The organism is Chromohalobacter beijerinckii (assembly GCF_023061185.1).
Lineage (GTDB): Bacteria > Pseudomonadota > Gammaproteobacteria > Pseudomonadales > Halomonadaceae > Chromohalobacter > Chromohalobacter beijerinckii.
In genome coordinates this window covers 33275-53364 of record NZ_JAKGAK010000017.1, presented here as the reverse complement: position 1 = coordinate 53364, position 20090 = coordinate 33275, and the positions used below count along the sequence as shown (strand labels likewise).

The window sequence follows — 20090 nt, the reverse complement described above, 5'->3', positions numbered from 1 at the left end:
CACGGCACACTTCGTCTTGAAGGGCCGTGTCGCGTTTCCCGGCGTGCGAGACGCTAACCGGGAACGGGGGCGTTACGCGACGTCGAAGCGGTCAGCGTTCATCACTTTCGTCCAGGCTTCGACGAAGTCGTTGACGAATTTCTCGCCATTGTCGTCTTGGGCATAGACTTCCGCGTAAGAACGCAGCAGCGAGTTGGAACCGAAGACCAGGTCAATGCGCGACGCCGTCCACTTGACGGTGTCCGTTTGCCGGTCACGGATCGTGTAGAGATTATTACCTGCGGGCTTCCAGGTGTTGCCCATGTCGGTCAGATTAACGAAATAATCGTTGGTCAACTGCCCTTCACGGTCGGTGAAAATACCGTGCTGGGTACCGCCATGATTGGTGCCCAGCACCCGCATACCGCCGATCAGCACGGTCATTTCCGGCCCGGTCAGCCCCATCAACTGCGCGCGATCGAGCAGCATTTCTTCCGGCTTCACCACGTAGTCTTGCTTCTGCCAGTTACGGAAGCCATCAGCCAGCGGCTCAAGCGCCGCGAAGGAGTCGGCATCGGTCATCTCGTCGGTGGCGTCGCCGCGGCCTTTCACAAACGGTACGCGCACGTCATAGCCCGCCGCCTTCGCCGCTTGTTCGATACCCACGCTACCCGCCAACACGATCACATCGGCGATGCTGGCACCGGTCTCGGCAGAGATCCGCTCATAAACGTCGAGGACTTTGGCGAGACGCTCAGGCTCGTTCCCCGGCCACGCATTCTGAGGCGCCAGGCGAATGCGTGCACCGTTAGCACCACCACGCATGTCGGAACCGCGATACGTGCGAGCGCTGTCCCAGGCCGTGCTGACCATCTCACCGATGCTCAGGCCGCTTTCGGCAATCTTCTGCTTAACGACCTCTTCACAGTAAGCGATGCTGCCTGCCGGAACCGGGTCCTGCCAAATCAGGTCGTCTGCAGGGACGTCAGGGCCGATATAGCGTGCTTTTGGGCCCAAATCGCGATGGGTAAGCTTGAACCATGCCTTGGCAAACGTTTCAGAGAAGTACTCTGGATCGTTCATGAACTTCCGGCAGATGTCGTTGTAGACGGGGTCTACTTTCATCGCCATATCGGCATCGGTCATGATCGGCTTACGGCGAATCGACGGGTCTTCGACATCCACCGGCATATCGTCTTCGGCAATGTCGACTGGCTCCCATTGCCATGCGCCGGCCGGGCTCTTTTTGAGCTCCCATTCGTAGTTGAACAGCATATCGAACCAACCCATGTCCCATTGGGTCGGGTTCTTGGTCCAAGCACCTTCTATGCCGGATACGACGGTATCTCGACCGATGCCACGGCCTTTGGTATTCATCCAACCGATGCCTTGGTATTCCACATCGGCTGCTTCTGGTTCTGCACTGAGCTCGTCAGCATCACCATTGCCATGACACTTACCAATCGTGTGGCCACCGGCAGTTAGCGCCGCTGTTTCTTCATCGTTCATGGCCATGCGAGCAAAGGTTTCACGTACATGCTCGGCAGTTTTCTGCGGATCTGGCTGTCCATTCACGCCTTCAGGATTGACGTAAATAAGCCCCATCTGCACCGCTGCCAGCGGGTTTTCCATGGTGTCCGGATTTTCGACATCAGCGTAACGCTCGTCGGAGGGCGCTAGCCATTCTTTCTCGTCGCCCCAGTAGATATCCTTTTCCGGATGCCAGATATCTTCACGACCGAAGGCAAATCCATAGGTCTTCAAGCCAGCGACTTCGTAGGCAATGGTACCGGAAAGGACCATCAGGTCGGCCCATGAAATCTTATTGCCGTACTTCTTCTTGATGGGCCATAAGAGACGACGTCCCTTATCGGTATTCACATTATCCGGCCAGGAATTGAGCGGCGCGAATCGCTGATTACCCGTACCACCGCCGCCACGACCATCCGCTAAGCGATAGGAGCCTGCAGAGTGCCACGCGACACGAGCAAACATACCTACGTAGCTTCCCCAATCTGCGGGCCACCACTCCTGGCTATCTACCATCAGCTTTCGGAGGTCATCTTTCAGTGCTTGAACGTCGAGTTTCTTGACCTCTTCCCGATAATTGAAGTCAGGATTCATCGGGTTTGTTTTACGGTCGTGCTGGTGCAGGATATCCAGGTTAACACCTTCCGGCCACCAGTCTTTATTGGAGGTTCCCGTGGAGGTGTTACCGCCGTGCATTACCGGACATTTTCCGCTCATATTACTTTCCCCTTGATGGTGCTAGCGCTTGGTTATATTCAAGATACCCATGATCGAAACCTTGAATAACGCGCTCACTTTCGCGTGACAGTCATGCGTTATTGACGTGACCTTTTTTAAAGCATCCTTGTAATAGTAAAAATTTGTATTTTGCTACTCATGCAATAGAAATAAATCATCACACGAGAGCCGGAGCGTGATGGGCATACCACTGTCACGAGGTCGGCGTGTTTCTGGCTCTATCTAGGCGCGGGAAACGCTGCCTAAGCTTGTGCGATAACCGACACCGTTTCTCGCCGACCGCACAGGACCTTGCTCATGACCACGACCAACGACTTCGTTCACCAGCTCGACCGCCAGTACGTCTTTCACTCCTGGTCCCAGCAGGGGCAGCTCGATCCACTGGTGATCGCCGGCGCCAAGGGGTGTCGCATGTGGGATTACGCGGGCAAGGAATACCTGGATTTCAGCAGCCAGTTGGTGAACACCAACATCGGCCATCAGCACCCCAAGGTCATCGCCGCCATCAAGGAGCAGGCCGAGACACTCACCACAGTAGCGCCAGCGCACGCCAATCTGGCCCGAGGCGAGGCCGCCAAGCGCATTGTGGAGCGTGCGCCGCAAGGCTTCTCCAAGGTGTTCTTCACCAATGCCGGGGCGGATGCCAACGAGAACGCCATCCGCATGGCGCGCAGTTACACCGGACGCGACAAGATCCTCTCGGCGTATCGTTCCTATCACGGCAATACCGGGTCGGCCATCGTCGCCACGGGCGACCCGCGTCGCGTGCCCAACGAGTTCGCGCGCGGCCATGCGCACTTTTTCAATCCCTACCTGTATCGCAGCGACTTCTGGGCCAGCGACGAGCAAGAGGAATGTCAGCGCGCCTTGCAGCACCTGCGCCGAGTCATCGAATGTGAGGGCCCCGGCGCCATCGCCGCCATTCTGCTCGAGCCGATCCCCGGTACGGCGGGCGTACTGATGCCCCCGGCAAACTACTTGAAGGGCGTGCGAGCGTTGGCCGACGAGTTCGGTATCCTGTTGATCTTCGATGAAGTGATGGCCGGTTTCGGGCGTACCGGGCGCTGGTTCGCCTTCGAGCACTTCGATGTCACGCCGGATCTGATCGTCTTTGCCAAGGGCGTCAATTCCGGTTATGTACCTGCCGGCGGCGTCGTGGTCTCGGACGCCATCAGCCGTCATTTCGACGAGCACATGTTCTTCGGCGGCCTGACCTACTCCGGGCATCCGCTGGCGATGGCCTCTATCGTCGCCACGCTGGATGCAATGCGCGACGAAGGGGTCGTGGAAAACGCCGCCCGCATCGGCGAAGGCGTGCTCGGCCAGGGGCTCGAGCGCCTGGCGCGCGAACATGCCATCGTCGGCGAAACACGCGGACGGGGAGTCTTTCATGCCCTGGAACTGGTCAGCGACCGCGAGAGCCGCACGCCGCTATCAGCGAGTGCAATGAGCGAGATCAAGCACGCCCTACTCGCCGAAGGCATGCTGCCGTTCGTGGCCGAGAACCGCATTCATGTGGTCCCGCCGTGCATCGTCAGCGAGGCGGAAACCCAGCAGGGACTGGCGATTCTGGATAACGTTTTGGGCGAGATGTCAGCCAAGCACGCCGCTTGATTGCCTGGGTCGCGGGCGGCATCGCCACCGCAAAGCTAGATAACATGCGCCGGGCCTTTGCCCGGCGTCGTCGCGAGTACGCCGTTACTCTAGCGTTCTCGCTAGGCGTTCGATGCCCGGTTCGATGCGTTCGGCATCGATGGCACCGAACCCCAGGCGCATGAAGTTGCGCGGTGGCACGCGCTCAAAGAAATGCTGAAAACCCGGCTCGATGAGCACGCCGTTTTGCGCGGCCTGCCAGGCCAGGCGTTGAGTATCCACGTCTTGCGGAGCTTCCAACCAGAACACGCTGGCATGGTCACCGCCGACCCGGCGGCAACTGGGCATATGCGTCGTGATGGCCTCATTCATCGTCTCCCAGCGCTGGCGCATCTCGTCGGCGAACTGGCGCAGATAGCGGTCGTAATGGCCCTGGGCGAGAAACTGCGCCATCTGCTGTTGCAGCGCCGAGGGCGGATGACGATACATCAGCCGCCGCAGGGCGCGCAGTTCGTCGACCAGTTCGGCGTCAGCAACCAAGTAGCCCAGTCGCAGTCCCGGTGAGAGCGGTTTGGACAGGCTACTCATATAGATTACCCGCCCCCCAACACGGCTGGCTTTCAGTGCCGGTTGCGCATGACGATCGAAGTTCACCTCAGCGTCATAGTCGTCCTCGAGCACGATCTGATCGAAGCGCTGGACCTGTTGAATCAACTGCTCGCGACGCGCACGACCCATGGTAACGCCGGTCGGCCCCTGATGGCTGGGCGTCACGTAGAGATAGTCGCAGCGTGGCGTCTCGGCATCGAGTTGCATGCCCTCGCCGTCCACATGCTGGTAATGAAGCTGAGCGCCCTGGCGCAGGAAGACATTGACCGCCTCGCGATACCCGGGGTTCTCGACGGCGACACGCGTTTGCCGGTCAAACAGCAGCTGCGCAATCAAGAACAACGCGTTTTGTGAACCGAGGGTCACCAAAATCTCATCGCTCTGCGCATGAATGCCACGTTTGGGCAGCACTCGCGTGCGCAATTGCTCGATCAGCATAGGATCGTCCTGATCGTAGCGATCACTGAGCCAGTGACGCTCGCGATTCCCGCCCAGCAGGCGTCTCGAAGTCTCTCGCCATTGTTCGAGGGGAAACAACCGCGTATCCAGTTGCCCATAGACGAAGGGGAACTCGTAATGCATCCAGTTGCTGGGACGCAGTACGCCCTGCAAGTGACTGGGGCGATGCGTGAAGCGTTTGCTCCAGGAAGGTGCATCCACCGTCGTCTGGCTCGTGGCTTGGGCCAGCGCCAGGGTATCGCTGTCATGATAAGCGTCGTGCAGGTAGTAACCGCTACGCGGTCGGCTGACCAGGTAGCCATCCTCGACCAGGCCTTCGTACACCAACGCCACTGTATTGCGCGAAATGCCCAATTGCAGGGACAAGCGGCGACATGACGGCAGCGCCTCATCGGCGGGAATGGTCCCGGTGTGGATAGCATCGAGCAGCGACTCGCGCAATTGTTCTTGCAACCCACGCTGGGTATCGAAATCGAGATGGAAATAATGGTCGAGCATCGTTCTCTCCCGATGAGGCATCACACCGGAGTAGATGCAAGGAGCGCGCCATGACACTGCGCTGCCTGGAGGGACACATGATTAGGCATCGAAACATCTGGCCAGTCGGCGTCCCTCAACTGGCTCTATAGCGACCAACGTCGAATTCTTTAGGGTGGACTCACCACGTTCGAGATTGCCCCGCATGGCGAGCCGTCTTCGGTCTCAGCCAACGATCTCAACAACAACAGCAACAGCGAAGGTGATTATGATGCTTCCCACGACTCGCAACGCAGATCGCACTCGAGGTCCCATTCCCTCCCACTGCTTCCCCAAGGCCCGTTTCTCCAAGGCGATTGCCGCCACCATAGCCGGCACCTTGATGTCGTTGTCGCTACCCGCCCTAGCGGCGGATCTGGAGGAGATCCAGGAACGCGGCTACATGGAGGTGGCCACCGAGGATAACTACGCGCCCTTCAACTTCATCGAGGGCGGCGATGCCAAGGGCTTCAATGCCGATGTGCTCGAAGAGCTGCGCGATTACGCCGATTTCGAGATTCGTCAGGAGATCCTGCCATGGACAGGCCTGCTGGCGGCGGTCTCGAACGATCAGTACGACATGGCCTTGACCGGCGCATCCGTCTCCGATGAACGCTTGCGCGTGTTCAACTACACCCCGCCCTATGCCTCCGCCCAGCATTTCGCCATCAAACGCGCCGACGATGACAGCATCAGCGATGTCGACGATCTCAGCGACAAGACCGTCGGCGTCCAGGCCGGCAGCGTACTGCTCTCGCGCCTGCCGGAACTGGAGACGATGCTCGAGGATGACGGTGGCGAACTCGGCGAAGTCGTACAGTATGAATCCTATCCCGAAGCCTTCGCCGATCTCGCCAATGGACGCCTGGATTACGTCATCGATTCAGCGGTGCCAGTGAATACGCTAGTGGCGTCCAAGCCGGACGTCTTCGCCAAAGGCCCGGCGGTGTCCGGGGCGGGCTATGTCTCCTGGCCAGTGCCCAAGGACAGCCCTGAACTGCTGGAGTACATGACCGGCTTCCTGGAACACCTCAAGGAAAACGGTCGCCTCGCCGAGCTGCAAGAAAAATGGTTCGGTGAAAGCTTCCCGAACCTGCCCGAGAAACCACTCAAGAGCGTCGAACAGTTCCACGAACTGGCCGGTCTCGACGACTGAGCACTTGCCGCCGCCTGTGTCACTGCGGCGCCGTGGTCCAGCCACGGCGCCGCCCTTATTCCTTAGCTCGGGGACTCTGTCATGAATGCCAGCGCCTGGCACATGTTGCTGGAAGGGGCCTGGACCACCCTCTGGATCTCCGCTGTCTCGATTGCCATCGGGGTCATGGCAGGTTTGGTCATCGCCCTGATTCGCCTTGCGCGAATTCCCATCGTCGACCAACTTCTCGTTCTCTATATCAGCGTGGCCCGCGCCACTCCCCTGGTGACCCTAGCACTGTTCATCTTTCTCAGCGCTCCTGACCTGGGGCTCGACCTCAACCGCAGCGTCGCCGGCATCCTGGCGTTGTCGCTCAATACCACCGCTTTCAATGCCGAGATCTGGCGCAGCGCATTTCGCAATTTCTCTCGCGAGCAAAGCGAAGCGGCCATGGCAACGGGCATGACGCCATGGATTACCTTTCGCCGCATCATGTTGCCGCAGATGGTGATTACCAGCTTGCCAGGGCTGGTCAACGAGATGTCGTTTCTGATCAAGGGCAGCCCCGCCATCGCGGTGATCGGCATCGTCGATCTGACCCGCGTGACCAATCGCATCTCGGCCGTGACCTATGAGCCACTGCCGCCCATTCTCGTCGCCGGCGCGCTCTACATGGCAATAATCGGTTGCCTGGTATGGCTACAGCGTCTCGCCGAACGCCGTGCCAACCGGCTGGCAACGTGAGAATAGAACGGTGAGGATACGAGCATGAGCAATTGGGAAATCCTATGGGATGAACGCGCACAGTTCTGGAGCGGTTTTCTGAGCACCCTGGAAATATTTGGCCTGTCGATCGTGGGTGCCTTTGTGATCGGCTGCGGGCTGCTTTATTTACTCGAAGGAAGCCGCAAGCGACTAACCATACCGCTGAGAATATTCATCGACGCAATGCGTATGCTGCCGTTTTTGATACTCGCCTATCTGCTGTATTACGGCTTGCCAAGTGTCGGTATTCGCCTCGATGCCTGGTGGTCAGGGGTCGGAGCGCTGGCGGTGTATCACGGCGCCTATTTCGCCGAAATTTTCCGTGGCAACCGCTTGACCTTTCCGCCAGGGCAGATCGAAGCCGCCAAGGCGCATGGCTTCACCAAGGGCAAGATGTTCTTTCGACTGCTGCTCCCTCAGATCATCATGCAAACCCGTCCGTTGCTGGGCAACCAGTTGATCTATGCGCTCAAGGACACGGCCTTTCTCGTCATCATCACCGTGAGTGAGCTGACCGCCGCCGCCAACAGCTTATCGAGTACCTATTTCATTCCCACCGAGGCGTTCATCGTCGTGATCGGTTTCTACTGGGCGATCAGCGTGACGATGGAGATCATCATCAAACAATGTGGGCGTTTCAGCGCCAAACGGGGGTTCGACAATGTCTGAAGCAAACACGTCTGAGATGGCGGCGGTTTCGATCCGCCACCTTTCGAAAAGCTTCGATGATGTCGAAGTGTTGCGCGATGTCGAACTGGAGGTGAAAACCGGCGAGGTGGTCACGATCATCGGTTCGTCCGGCTCGGGCAAGTCGACGTTATTGCGTTGTATCAATTGGCTGGAGAAACCCGACCGGGGCAGCATTCATATTGCCGGGCAGCGCATAGGGATCCATGAGGACGGCCGCCCTATGCCAGTGCGTGAGCTGGCCAAGGTCCGCGCCAAGACCGGCATGGTCTTCCAGGGCTTCAACCTGTGGCCGCACCTCAACGTGCTGCACAACGTCACCGAGGCACCCATCCACGTACAGGGAGCGTCCAAGCGCGAGGCCGAGGAGCGGGCCATGGCCTTGCTCGAGAAAGTCGGCATGGTAGACAAGCGTGATAGCTATCCCAACACGCTCTCGGGCGGCCAGAAGCAGCGTGTGGCCATCGCCCGGGCGCTGGCCATGCAGCCGGAGGTGATGCTCTTCGACGAGCCCACCTCGGCGCTGGACCCGGAGCTGGTGGGCGAAGTACTGGCGGTAATCAAGGACCTTTCCGCTGAGGGCTACACCATGGTCATGGTGACGCACGAGATGGCCTTCGCCCGTGCGGTGTCCGATCAGGTCGTGTTCCTGGAAAAAGGCTTGATCATCGAACGCGCTGACCCGGAGACCTTCTTCACCACCCCCAAGACTGACCGTGTACGCAAGTTCCTCGAAAATCACGATACGCCCTCGCCCGCCTGAACGGACGAGGGCCGAGGGTGCGTCGTTCAGCCCGTCTGAGCAGGGTCAGGTACGGTCGGGAAGCGCGGCGGATACGCCTGCATGAAGGCGTTGCAGGCACGCAGTACGCGGACATCGTCGAACTTACCACCCGCGAGCTGGAACCCCACCGGCATGCCCGTGTCGGTGAAACCGCACGGCACGGACGCGGCGGGCTGCTGGCTGAGGTTGAAAGGGTACGAGAACGGCGCCCATTCTTCCCAGTCCCGCATGCCGCTGCCCGGTGGGACTTCGTGATTGGCCTCGAACGGTGACACCGACACCGACGGCGTCATCAGCAGATGATATTTCTGATTGAAATGCTCGAGCCGCTGCGTCAGCCGCGCACGGGATTCCAGAGCCCGGAAGAAGTCCAGCGCACTCCAGCGTTCAGCGATGCGCGCATTGGTCACCAGCCCTGGGTCGAGCAGGGTACGCTCGTGCTCGGTGGACCGCGACCAGACCTCCAACGAGGCGGTGAACCATATCTTCTGGAAGATCTCGATCGGCGACTCGAAGCCGGGGTGAACCTCTTCGACCTCGGCGCCTAACGCCTGAAGCTTCTCGGCCGCCTCGCGCACACGGGCGGCAATCTGCGGGTCGACCTGGGCATAGCCGAGATCCGGCGAGTAGGCGATGCGCAGGCCGCGCAGGTCGCAGTCCATGTCAACGCCCCAGTCGTCGGGCTGGCCGCGCGTGGCGTAGGGGTCGTGATAGTCGTAGCGTCCGATCACATTGAGCATGCGCGCGGCGTCGGGCACATTGCGCGTCAACGGACCAATATGCGAGAGCGTCGGCTCCGTGGCGGGTGGCCATTGCGGCGTCCAGCCGAAGGTCGGCTTGAAGCCGAACACGCCGGTAAACGCGGCGGAATACGGATCGAGCCGCCTGAGTCCCCGCCCTGGTGCAACACGCCCATGTTGAGCGCGGCTGCGGCCGCCGCGCCGCCTGACGACCCGCCCGGCGTGAGGCGTGTATCCCAAGGGTTGTAGGTGGCCCCAAACACGCGATTATCGGTGACGGCCTTCCAGCCGAACTCCGGCGTATTGGTCTTGCCCAGGAAAATCGCGCCCGCTTCACGCAGCATGCGCGCCGGCGGCGCGTCGCTTTCGCAGGGCGCATTCGACGTGGTCAACGAACCATCACGGGCTGGCATGCCGGCCACTTCGGTCAAATCTTTCATCGACACCGGCACGCCGTCGATGGGGCTCAGCGGCTTGCCCTGCCCCCAGCGGCGCGCCGAGGCCTTGGCGGCCTGCTCGGCGCCCTCGTGGTCGATGTACACATAAGCGTTGACCGCGTCGTTGAAGCGCTCGATACGCGCAAGCGCAGCACGCGCAGCTTCCAGCGGCGAGGCCTCGCCGGACCGAAACAGTGCCGTCAGCTGCCCCGCATCCATCATCCCCAGATCGGTTTCTTGCATAACACCCTCACATCCCTGTTTGGTGAATGGCACGCAATTGCGTGTCAAAGGACTAGGCTAGACGCGACACCCCCTGCAAGGCAACGCAAGGAGAGGCATCGCATGCCATGGCCGGCAGTCGCCACCAACGCTTATCATCGCTATCAACGACGTTGTCACCCTTGGAAACTTGATGCCCGAAAACCCACTATATCTGCAATTGCGCGGTCGTCTGGTGGACTTGATCAAGACAGGCGAACTGCCGCCCGCGAGCCGCTTGCCCGGCGAGCGCCTGCTGGCCGAGCGCTTCGCGACGACGCGTGTCACGCTGCGCCAGGCGTTGACCCAACTGGAAAGCGAGGGGCTTATCCATCGTCGCAACCGGCGCGGCTGGTTCGTCTCGCCCAGGCGCGTGGAATACTCGCCGAATCACGATCAAAGTTTTGACCAGTACGTGAGTGCGCAAGGACGGCATCCACAGACCGAGGTGTTGGACGTGCGGCGCCAACCGGCCACTGCCGAAGCGGCACAAGCACTCGGCATTGCTTGTGGGCAAGTCACTTTGCATGTGAAACGGCGTCGCTACATCGATGGTCGGGCAGTCTTGTTGGAGCGTATCTGGTTGCGCGACGATCTTTTGCCAGGCCTCGCCGAGGGCGATTTCTCGACATCGCTGTGGCAGCGACTATGGGAAGAGTACGGCCTGGCATTGGCGCGCAAGTCGCTGCGGCTCTACCCTACCGCGCTGACCGGCGACGAAGCCGAGGCGCTCGGCGTACACAGTGGCTGCGCGGGCCTTTGCGTGACACGCGTCACGCATGACCGTGAGGGCCGCGCCCTCGAGTATGACGAGGATTACTGGCTACACGATGCCATCTGTCTGCGCGTGGAAGTGGCGATGTGAGGCCTGCCGAGACGCCTTATTGTCCGGCGCCCATGGCGACCACGACGCAGTCCACACCCTCGCGTGCCAGCTGCCGGCATCCTCGACGCGCCTGGGTTTCCTCGAGATCCACCAACTGTGCCCGAAAGACGCCTCCATCGCCTTGTACCGATGACACCGCCACGCGCCCGTCGAGATCGGCAGGCAGGAATTCGGCAGCCTGGTCGGCCTGCCGACGCGCCCGGGTACGGTCGCTGAACGCGCCCACCTGCACGGCCCAGGCGCCGGCATTCTCGGCCGCTGTCCTGGCGTCACCGTGCTCATATGCCGCCTGAGCGATCAAATCGCGAATCGGGTCATCGGCAGGCGTGGGCGCAGGATCACTCGTTGGGGTGGCCTGCAAGCGGTCCCCGTAAATGTCCGCCTTCGCGATCCAATCACCTTGCGCGACCGACTCGGCGCGGGCGAAACCACGATCGAGCAGCTCGCTCATATGAGCATCGCGCGACTGGGCGGTAAAACCGCCCATGACCACGGACAGCAGACGACGCCCATCATGTACCGCGGAAGTCGCTACATTGAAGCCCGAGGCGCGAATATAGCCCGTTTTGAGGCCATCGGTGCCAGCATAGTTATCGAGCAGCCGGTTGTGCCCTTTGTAGCGTCTCCCTTGCCACGTGAACTCGGTCTTGGCGAACACCGGATAATAACTCGGGAAGTCTTGCATCAGGCGCAGCGCGAGAATCGCCATATCACGCGCGGTGGTGACTTGGCGGTCATCGGGAAGCCCCGAGGCATTGCGAAATGTTGTATGCATCATGCCCAAGGCGCGCGCCTTGTCGGTCATCTGGCCAGCGAAGGTGGACTCGCTACCGGCCAGCCCCTCGGCCACCACCGCCGCCACATCGTTGGCGGATTTGACCACCAGGATATTGATGGCATCTTCCACCTTCACCGTCTCTCCAGGCCTCACGCCCATTTTGGACGGCGGTTTCGCGGCGGCATGCTGCGATACTGGCAGGCGCGAATCCATGCTCAGCGTGTCGTCCTCAAGCGCCTCGAACAGCAAGTAAAGCGTCATCATCTTGGTCAACGACGCGGGATAGCGTCTCGCATCGGCGTTGGCAGCATGCAGGACGGCACCGCTCTGGGTGTCGATGACAATGGATGCGTAACGCGGGTTGGGCGCCGCTTGGGCTGCGGGGAGTATGCACAACGCCATCACGAAGGTGATCAAAATGAGCAGCGCGGACACCGCATGCGATCGATGAGAAGATGGGGACGTCATTTGTTATGTCCTTGAAGGAGGGCCCCTCGCGGGTCCACTCGTAACATTTGCCGCGACATTTTTTATGGCGACGCCACAAAGCGCAATGACATAGGGATTATGAGCGAGAGACGCGCTCTGTACAGCCCCTATAGGCATTTTGGGTACCATTCGTGACATTTCGCAAACATTCGTCACGCGATGATGGCTCCCATGCCCCCATGGCGACGCGAGCGCTCGGTTGCGATCACGCCAGGCGTAGTGGAAGATGGCATCATTCATCTGGTATATACCAGAAAGAAGTCATCGCACTTAACGCCCCTTGAGCCTGCCCGGAGACCCACGCTGAGCGCACTTGCCATTGCCTTGATCGTCGTTTCCGCAGTGCTCCATGCCGGCTGGAACCTGCTCGGCAAGCGCGGTGAACCATCGCTGGCGTTTTTCGCCCGTGCCATGGCAGCCGGCAGCATGCTGTATGCGCCGCTCCTGTTCTGGGGGCCTTCTCCGTTGCGGCTGCCCGATGTCTTCTGGAGTTGGCTCATCGCCACGGGAGCGTGCCAGGCGCTCTACATGGGCGGTCTCGCCTGGGCTTATGCACGTGGTGAGGTAAGTCTTCTCTATCCGCTGGCACGCGCCCTGCCAGTTCTGCTCGTGCCCGCCGTCGCACTCCCATGGCTTACCACAAGCACGCTTAATGGCGGGGACATCCTCGGCATGGCATTGATCGCCGCCAGCGCGCTGGTCATGCCCCTGCCCCACTGGCGCGCCCTTTCGCCTGTCGCGTTACCTCACCCCTGCGCTGGGCTTCGTATTGCTCGCCGCCGTCGGCACTACCGGCTACTCGGTGATCGACAAGCACGCCCTGGGCTTGATGACCGCGCACGGCTATACCCCGCTACAAGCCGGACTGCACTACATGGTGCTGCAAGCCATGACCACCTGGTTGTGGATGTGGCCACTCGTACGCGCATTGCCCAACGAGCGTCACGCGGCACGGCGGCTGCACCGCTCCCCTACCGCGCGTCGTGCCTGGCTGACGGGGGCCATGATCCTCGGCACCTACGGGCTGGTGTTGATCGCCATGTCCACCAGTGCCGACGTCAGCCATGTCGTCGCCCTGCGCCAGCTCTCGATTCCCCTCGGCGTCCTCGCCGCCGGTTACTGGTTCCGGGAACGCCTCACCCCGTTACGACTCGGCGCCACCACCGTCATGCTCGGGGGGCTGGCGCTCGTGGCATGGTAAGGAAACACAAGACGCCGCCGCCATGGTGCCCAGCAAACTCGCTTGTCGAGCCTGCAGGGAATCGGAGAGATAAGTGAACAATGCTTTTACCCGTGCGGTGTGCCGCAAATCGGGATGTGTCAGCAACCAAAGCTCCGTCTGCAACTCAGGAAGCGGCTCACTGACCCTAGCCAGATCATCCATCATATCGGCGAGGTAACACGGTAGAACACCACGTCCCATGCCACTTCTCACGCCCGAGAGCATTCCCAGCATGCTGTCGACACGATAACGACATTGAGCATCAAGCCCTTGTCGTGTCATCCACCTTTCCAATACGGGATATCCCAGATGCGGGTCGGGGCCGACCCAGGCGCTCGTCTCTCGATGGTATCGGCTGATATAGACAGCTTGTGCAATCTGCCCCACCTGGCGTCCGATGAGCGTCTCGGGCGGTGCCGACGTCGGGCGAATCGCGACATCCGCATCACGACGCGACAAATCATAGGTACGGTTGGAGACTTCGACCTCCAGGACAATGTGTGGATACATTCGCTGGAAACCCGCCAGCTCATCGCTCAATACTCCCATGAGCAAGGTATCCGTGGTCGTCACCCGCAGCGTCCCCGACAGTCTGGCATCACGTCCCATGAGGCGACGTTCGACGGCCTCGATGTCCGCTGCGACACGCGCAGCGGTCGTCGAGAGATCGTCACCTGCGAGTGTCGGCACATACCCGGTACGGTGGCGCTCGAAAAGCCGTACTCCCAAGCGAGACTCAAGCGCTCCTAAGCGGCGAAATACCGTCGCATGGCTAATACCGAGCGTTCTTGCCGCCCCAGCGAGAGAGCCACTGTCGGCAATCGCCTGTACTATCTTCAGGTCTTCCCAAGGCACACTTTTTTCATTCATGCAAAGCCCGTTTTCATTTCTGGGGAATGTCCTTTCTTTTATGCAAAGTCTAGCGTAACCAATCCCCTATCGTTATGAGGCGCTCCCATGAATATCTTGATAGTGCATTGTCATCCCGAGCCTCGTTCCTTCAATGCCGCGCTGACCGACATTGCCATGGCTTCTCTGACCCAGGAGGGGCATGAAGTGCATGTTTCCGACTTGTACGCCGAGGGCTTCGACCCTGTCGAGCGAGCCTCTCACTTCAACAGTCGTGCGGATCCCGAGTATTTTTCAGCGCTCACCGAGCAACGTCACCATGTCCAATCAGACACGCTACCTAGCGACGTCCAACGGGAAATCGACCGGTTGCGACAAGCCGACCTCGTCATCTTGCAATTCCCGCTTTGGTGGCACGCTCAACCCGCCATGCTCAAAGGTTGGTTCGATCGTGTGTTCGTCTATGGTGGGCTTTACTCGGGTACATATCGCTATGACCGGGGACCGCTAAAGGGCAAGCGGGCTATCTGTTCGGTCACCACGGGGGCGCCAGCATCGACATTTTCACCCGGCGGTCGAAGCGGCGATATCGCCACACTAATGTGGCCGATCCTATGCTCTCTCTACTACGTCGGTTTCGATGTACTTCCCCCGCACATCACATACGGCGTACAGGGTGGCGGCTTGAGCTATCAAGACGAACTTGCCTTCCACGATCATCTGGAACAGGCCAAACACCAGTGGGAGACACGTCTGCGCCACTGGCAAACGGAGAAAGCGATTCCTTTCACCGGCTGGCAGGACTGGGACGAACAGGGCCAGACCGTAGACGCGCACCCCTTGCGGTGGCGTACATAACCACGACAGACACTATCGGTCGCCCGATAGTCCTTGAGCTCGTCCCGGCATGGCACCTATCTTGAAGGGGCACGGCACATAAAGGTGTCGCGCTTTACTCACGACGAGGAGATGACGAAATGGAAATCATCATCGAAAACGCCGGCATGGACACCGACGACTTCCACATGATCGCAGGTGGCGAGACGGGGGATGCCCTGCGCAAGACTGCCAAGAACTACCTCGGCAGCCAAGAAGTCACCGAGCATCAGCTCGAGGAGCTACGCATGGCGGGTGGCGAAGAATACGAAGCACTGCGCCGCGATATGACGCAACACGCCTTGAGTGTGGTCAATGTGCCCAAGGATACCGCTATCTCACTGGATATCGCTTTCCAAGGTGGCGCCAAGTCGTAATACCCGTGGGATAATGCGTTGTCAGAAGTTATGGGAGCAACACGCTCCCATAGTTCAGGCCGCCTAGATCATGGTGATGAATCCCGCCCTGGCCTGATCGACCCGCTACCATTGAAGATGCCTACCCTAGTCGCGAGGAGCGTGTATGACGCCACGCCATGACCCCATCGAAGAGACACCGCTGCCCGACACCACCGATGTGGTGCCGGGAGAAGCGGTGGCATACGCGGACACGTTCCAGGAGCAGCGTTTCTGGCACAAGATCACCCGCTACGGGCGCCGAGCTGGCCGTGAGGTTACGCGACGAGCGCTCCAGCTCTACTTTGTGCTGCAGCGTCCCGATGTTCCGGTATGGGCGAAGACCACGATCTTCGGTGCACTGGGATATTTCATCTCGCCGTTGGACGCGATTCCCGACCTGATCCCCGCCGGCGGTTACGTCGATGACGCCAGCGTGCTCGGTGCCGCGCTGATCGCGGTGTCGGTCTACATCGACGACGACGTCAAGGCCCGCGCCGAGCAAGCCATGCCCAAATGGTTGTGAGTGCCCATAGCAAAAGCCCCTGACGATGTCAGAGGCTTCTCGTGTCACGCCGGAACACTGCCGTCGATCACTTCTCGACGAAGGCACGCTCGATGACGTAGTCGCCGGGCTCACCCATGCGCGGCGAGATGTTGAAGCCCAGCTCGTCGAGCATGGCGCTAGTGTCGTCGAGCATCGCCGGGCTGCCGCAGATCATCGCGCGGTCTTGCTTGGGGTCGAGCTCGGGGAGACCGGTATCGGCAAAGAGCTTACCGCTACGGATATGATCGGTCAGGCGCCCCATGGTGTGAAACTCTTCACGCGTTACCGTGGGATAGTAGACCAACTTCTCGCTGATCTCCTCGCCCAGGTACTCATGGGCCGGCAGGTCCTTGGTAATGAAGTCGGCGTAGGCCAGCTCGCTAACGGTACGCACGCCGTGGATCAGCACGATCTTCTCGAAACGTTCGTAGACTTCCGGATCCTGGATCAGGCTCATGAACGGCGCCAGGCCGGTGCCAGTGGACAGCAAGTAGAGATTGCGACCCGGCAGCAGGTCATCGACGACCAGCGTACCGGTGGGCTTGCGGCTGACCATGATCTGATCGCCGACCTTGAGATGCTGCAGCCGAGAGGTCAGCGGACCGTCCTGCACCTTGATACTGAAGAACTCGAGGTGATCCTCGTAATTGGGGCTGGCCACCGAGTAGGCCCGCAGCAGCGGCTTACTGTCGGCTTCCAGGCCGATCATCACGAACTGGCCGTTCTTGAAGCGCAGACTACGCTCACGCGTGGTGCGGAAACTGAACAGGGTATCGTTCCAGTGATGAACGCTGAGAACTTCTTCAAGTGCCAGTTTACTCACGAGACGCTCCTTAACTTATAACCGGAAAGCATTAACTGCTGAAATGGAAGTTGCGCTAATTATAAGACTGCGCCAATATATCTGTTAAATGAATTATATGAATATCGGTTATCTATCTAGCCGATATAGGGTGGCCGATGAAACCACCAGGAGATCGCCATGCGTTACACACTGCGCCAACTCGAAGTCTTCGTCGCCATCGCGCAGCATGAAAGTGTGTCCCGCGCAGCGCAGCGTCTGGCGATGTCGCAGTCGGCCACCAGCACGGCCCTCGCGGAGCTGGAGCGACAATTCGACTGCCAACTGCTCGATCGCATCGGCAAGCGGCTAAAGCTCAATGCACTGGGCTTTCAGTTACTGCCCAAGGCCGTAGCGCTGCTTGATCGCGGCGAGGAGATAGAGGAGCTGCTCAAGGGCCAGCGCGGCATCGGCTCGCTGGACGTCGGCGCAACGCTGACCATCGGCAATTACCTCGCCACCCTGCTGATCAGCGACTTCATGCGCCGCCATCCCGGGAGCCGCGTGCGCCTGCACGTGCGCAACACGGCCTCCATCGTCGACCGCATCACCCATCACGACCTGGACTTGGGGCTGATCGAGGGCGACTGCCAACACGATGACATCGTCATGCAGCCCTGGGTCGAGGATGAACTCACCGTGTTCTGCTCGCCGCGACATCCCCTTGCCAACGCCGGTCAGGCGGACCTGGAAACGCTGATGGGCGAGGATTGGATCATGCGTGAGGAGGGCTCGGGAACGCGCCGTACGCTGGATCAAGCAATGCGCCACCGGCGCGGCCGGCTCAACGTACTGCTCGAGCTGGAGCATACCGAGGCGATCAAGCGCGCGGTGGAATCGGGGCTTGGCATCGGCTGTGTCTCGCACCTGGCCCTACGCGACGCCTTTCGGCGCGGCAGCCTAGTGCCCATCGCCACCCCGGAACTCGACCTGACGCGCCAATTCACCTTCATCTGGCATCGTCACAAATACCTCACCACCGCCATGCGCGAATTCTTGCGCCTGTGCCGCGAGATGACCGCAGGAATCCAGCGCAGCGACGACATCGACCTACCCGCCGTGCCTTGATCGAAAACGGCCCATCGGCGTATGCCGATGGGCCGTAGAAGGAAGTGGAGAGATTACGTGGCCTAGGATTTGGTCAACGCCGGGCGTGTCTGCGAGTGTCCGTCCTCACGCAGGCTGAAGCGCCCCACGACTTCGGCCAGGCGTCCGGCTTGGTCACGCATCTGCTCGGCAGCCACGGTAGATTCCTCGACCATGGAGGCGTTGTGCTGGGTCATTTGATCAAGGTCGTTGACGGCCTGGTTGACCTGGGTCACGCCTTGGCTTTGTTCCTGCGTAGCGGCGTTGATCTCGGCGAGGACATCGGAGACCCGCGCCACGGCGGTGACGATTTCCTGCATGCTGTCACCCGCCATGCGCACCATATCGGTACCCTCGCGGGTTTGGGTCACCGAGGCATCAATCAGCTTCTTGATGTCATCGGCCGCCGAGGCCGAGCGGCTCGCCAGTTGGCGCACCTCATTGGCAACCACCGCGAAACCGCGACCCTGCTCGCCGGCGCGCGCCGCCTCGACCGAGGCATTGAGCGCGAGAAGGTTGGTCTGGAAGGCAATCTCGTCGATCAAGCGCACGATATCGGAAATCTGCGTCGTCTGGGCATTGACCTCTTCCATGGTATCGACCGCCTTGCGTGCGATCTCTCCACCATGATTGGCCGCAGTGGTCGCCTCTTGGGAGAGTTGGTCGGCCTGATTGGCAGAATGCGCGGTATTTTCCACCGTGCTGGCGATCTGCTCCATGGCAGTAGATGTTTCCTGCAAGCTGGAAGCCGCCTGTTCGGTACGTCGCGAGAGATCCTGGCTGCCGTGGGCGATTTCACTAGAAGCCTCGCTCACCGAGGTGCTGCTGGCACGGACTTCGAGCAACACATCGTTGACGGCATCGGCGAAGCCATTGAAGCCCTGGGCGATTTGCGCCACTTCATCGCGGCCGTCGATCTCGAGCCTTCGTGTCAGATCGCCTTCGCCGGAGGCAATGTCGAACATCGCATCGCGCGCCAGGCGCAGGCGGCGGAAGACGGGGGATAGCAGTGCCCACAGCAGCAAGGCGGCAATCAAGCCAGATAGGACCATCGCGATGAGCGTGGAATGCAGTACGCCTTGCACGCCGGCGTTGGCTTCGGCGAGGTCCAGCGCGATGATCAAGCGCCAGTTGGTTTCCGGGCACGGGAACGCCATAGAGCAACACATCACGACCTTCGATGACCGTTTCGCGCGGTTCTCCGTCATCGATCAGCGTATCCAGCCAAGCCGACGTGAGCGTATCGTCCAGAGCCGACGCTGATTCCAGCATCAGGTCAGCGTCTCGATATGCCACGACATTGTCGTCACGGTTCACGAGCATCGCGAAGCTGCTCGGGGTAGGGTGGATCGAGGTCACATTTTCAGTCACATCCGCCAAGCTGACGTCAGCACCAATCACCGCTCGGGTCTCGCCGTCTTCGATGACCGGCGTGGCAAACGCAACCACCAGACTGTCGGTCACCATGTCCAGATAAGGCGGACTGACCACGGTATCGCCTGTTTCCACGGCTGATTGATACCAGGGGCGCTGGGTCGGATCGTAATCTTCCGGCGGTTGCCAGTTGTCGTTGGTAATCAGACGCTTGTCCGGCAGGCCGACGTAGACCTGACTGAAGCCGCCAGCCGCAGCGGTCTGTTGCAAGGCGGGAACGAAGTCGTCGCTATCAAGCGCGGGGGGCAGCGCTTCGATCAAGCGTTTCTTGCTGGCCGCCCAGTCTTCGATGGCATCGACATTGCCACGCGCCACGGCGCTCAGCATATCGATATTGGTCGTGCGTTGTTGCTGGCTGACGAGCCAGTAACTGACGCCGCCGGTAGCGGCCAAGGCGACCAGGATCATGGCGACGCAAGCCACCATGATCCGGGTGCGGAGCGATGTGAACATT

The 20090-nt window shown here is 60.3% G+C and carries 18 protein-coding genes and 1 pseudogene; 11 read left to right on the top strand and 8 right to left on the bottom strand.

The genetic code is table 11. The features are described 5' to 3' along the window. Nucleotides 1-72 precede the first annotated feature (72 nt). Nucleotides 73-2226 (bottom strand): catalase/peroxidase HPI, encoded by a 2154-nt coding sequence (katG, locus tag L1075_RS12565; RefSeq protein WP_040240625.1) that lies wholly within the window; start codon nucleotides 2224-2226, stop codon nucleotides 73-75. A 318-nt stretch (nucleotides 2227-2544) separates the two neighbouring features. On the opposite strand from katG, the gene L1075_RS12560 reads away from it, so the two are divergent. Next, nucleotides 2545-3861, top strand: a complete 1317-nt coding sequence (locus tag L1075_RS12560; RefSeq protein ID WP_246895227.1) for an aspartate aminotransferase family protein — start codon at nucleotides 2545-2547, stop codon at nucleotides 3859-3861. Nucleotides 3862-3945: 84 nt separating this feature from the next. On the opposite strand, the gene pdxR is transcribed toward L1075_RS12560, so the two are convergent. After that, the gene (pdxR, locus tag L1075_RS12555) at nucleotides 3946-5406 is read right to left on the bottom strand and encodes a MocR-like pyridoxine biosynthesis transcription factor PdxR (RefSeq protein ID WP_040240620.1); all 1461 of its coding nucleotides are present in this window, start codon (nucleotides 5404-5406) and stop codon (nucleotides 3946-3948) included. Nucleotides 5407-5656: 250 nt separating this feature from the next. Here pdxR and L1075_RS12550 point away from each other — a divergent pair, with 250 nt between their 5' ends. The 4 genes from L1075_RS12550 (at nucleotide 5657) to L1075_RS12535 (ending at nucleotide 8774) form a co-directional block, all read left to right on the top strand. Next, entirely contained in the window at nucleotides 5657-6580 is a 924-nt protein-coding gene (locus tag L1075_RS12550; protein ID WP_246895228.1) for a transporter substrate-binding domain-containing protein, read from the top strand. 81 nt (nucleotides 6581-6661) lie between these two features. Then, nucleotides 6662-7303: an amino acid ABC transporter permease gene (locus L1075_RS12545; protein WP_040240617.1), complete on the top strand. Its 642-nt coding sequence runs from the start codon at nucleotides 6662-6664 to the stop codon at nucleotides 7301-7303. 24 nt (nucleotides 7304-7327) lie between these two features. Next, nucleotides 7328-7993 carry an amino acid ABC transporter permease gene (locus tag L1075_RS12540; RefSeq protein WP_246942141.1) on the top strand — a complete coding sequence of 222 codons (666 nt, stop codon included), beginning with the start codon at nucleotides 7328-7330 and terminating at the stop codon, nucleotides 7991-7993. Continuing rightward, nucleotides 7986-8774, top strand: coding sequence for an amino acid ABC transporter ATP-binding protein (locus L1075_RS12535; protein WP_281504177.1), 789 nt, complete (start codon nucleotides 7986-7988; stop codon nucleotides 8772-8774). The genes L1075_RS12540 and L1075_RS12535 overlap by 8 nt, the downstream gene beginning before the upstream one ends. Before the next feature lie 26 nt (nucleotides 8775-8800). On the opposite strand, the pseudogene L1075_RS12530 reads toward L1075_RS12535, so the two are convergent. Next, nucleotides 8801-10191: pseudogene (locus L1075_RS12530) on the bottom strand (amidase). A gap of 196 nt (nucleotides 10192-10387) precedes the next feature. Here L1075_RS12530 and L1075_RS12525 point away from each other — a divergent pair. Then, nucleotides 10388-11098 carry a UTRA domain-containing protein gene (locus tag L1075_RS12525; protein WP_246942138.1) on the top strand — a complete coding sequence of 237 codons (711 nt, stop codon included), beginning with the start codon at nucleotides 10388-10390 and terminating at the stop codon, nucleotides 11096-11098. 16 nt (nucleotides 11099-11114) lie between these two features. On the opposite strand, the gene L1075_RS12520 is transcribed toward L1075_RS12525, so the two are convergent. Then, a complete protein-coding gene (locus L1075_RS12520; protein ID WP_343311186.1) occupies nucleotides 11115-12332 on the bottom strand; it encodes a D-alanyl-D-alanine carboxypeptidase in 1218 nt (405 codons plus the stop codon). An 823-nt stretch (nucleotides 12333-13155) separates the two neighbouring features. Between L1075_RS12520 and L1075_RS12515 the strand changes: the two genes are divergently transcribed. Continuing rightward, nucleotides 13156-13587, top strand: coding sequence for a hypothetical protein (locus L1075_RS12515; RefSeq protein WP_246942134.1), 432 nt, complete (start codon nucleotides 13156-13158; stop codon nucleotides 13585-13587). Here the strand turns inward: L1075_RS12515 and L1075_RS12510 are convergent. Beyond that, nucleotides 13531-14478: a LysR family transcriptional regulator gene (locus tag L1075_RS12510; RefSeq protein ID WP_246942132.1), complete on the bottom strand. Its 948-nt coding sequence runs from the start codon at nucleotides 14476-14478 to the stop codon at nucleotides 13531-13533. The genes L1075_RS12515 and L1075_RS12510 overlap by 57 nt on opposite strands. An 87-nt stretch (nucleotides 14479-14565) precedes the next feature. On the opposite strand from L1075_RS12510, the gene L1075_RS12505 reads away from it, so the two are divergent. The 3 genes from L1075_RS12505 to L1075_RS12495 all read left to right on the top strand — a co-directional run bounded on the left by L1075_RS12505 (nucleotide 14566) and on the right by L1075_RS12495 (nucleotide 16254). Next, entirely contained in the window at nucleotides 14566-15315 is a 750-nt protein-coding gene (locus L1075_RS12505) for an NAD(P)H-dependent oxidoreductase (protein WP_246895232.1), read from the top strand. 119 nt (nucleotides 15316-15434) lie between these two features. After that, nucleotides 15435-15710, top strand: coding sequence for a hypothetical protein (locus L1075_RS12500; protein ID WP_040240605.1), 276 nt, complete (start codon nucleotides 15435-15437; stop codon nucleotides 15708-15710). 145 nt (nucleotides 15711-15855) lie between these two features. After that, entirely contained in the window at nucleotides 15856-16254 is a 399-nt protein-coding gene (locus L1075_RS12495; RefSeq protein WP_246942131.1) for a YkvA family protein, read from the top strand. 67 nt (nucleotides 16255-16321) lie between these two features. Here the strand turns inward: L1075_RS12495 and L1075_RS12490 are convergent, their stop codons facing one another. Beyond that, the gene (locus tag L1075_RS12490) at nucleotides 16322-17098 is read right to left on the bottom strand and encodes a ferredoxin--NADP reductase (protein WP_097021641.1); all 777 of its coding nucleotides are present in this window, start codon (nucleotides 17096-17098) and stop codon (nucleotides 16322-16324) included. Nucleotides 17099-17257: 159 nt separating this feature from the next. Here L1075_RS12490 and L1075_RS12485 point away from each other — a divergent pair, with 159 nt between their 5' ends. Continuing rightward, nucleotides 17258-18184, top strand: coding sequence for a LysR family transcriptional regulator (locus L1075_RS12485; protein WP_040240596.1), 927 nt, complete (start codon nucleotides 17258-17260; stop codon nucleotides 18182-18184). Nucleotides 18185-18246: 62 nt separating this feature from the next. Here the strand turns inward: L1075_RS12485 and L1075_RS12480 are convergent, their stop codons facing one another. Both L1075_RS12480 and L1075_RS12475 read right to left on the bottom strand, forming a co-directional pair. Continuing rightward, on the bottom strand, nucleotides 18247-19167 hold the full coding sequence (locus L1075_RS12480) for a methyl-accepting chemotaxis protein (RefSeq protein WP_246942150.1): 921 nt from the start codon (nucleotides 19165-19167) through the stop codon (nucleotides 18247-18249). Next, the gene (locus L1075_RS12475; protein ID WP_246942129.1) at nucleotides 19103-20089 is read right to left on the bottom strand and encodes a PDC sensor domain-containing protein; all 987 of its coding nucleotides are present in this window, start codon (nucleotides 20087-20089) and stop codon (nucleotides 19103-19105) included. Before L1075_RS12475 ends, L1075_RS12480 begins: the two co-directional genes overlap by 65 nt. Nucleotide 20090 lies beyond the last annotated feature (1 nt).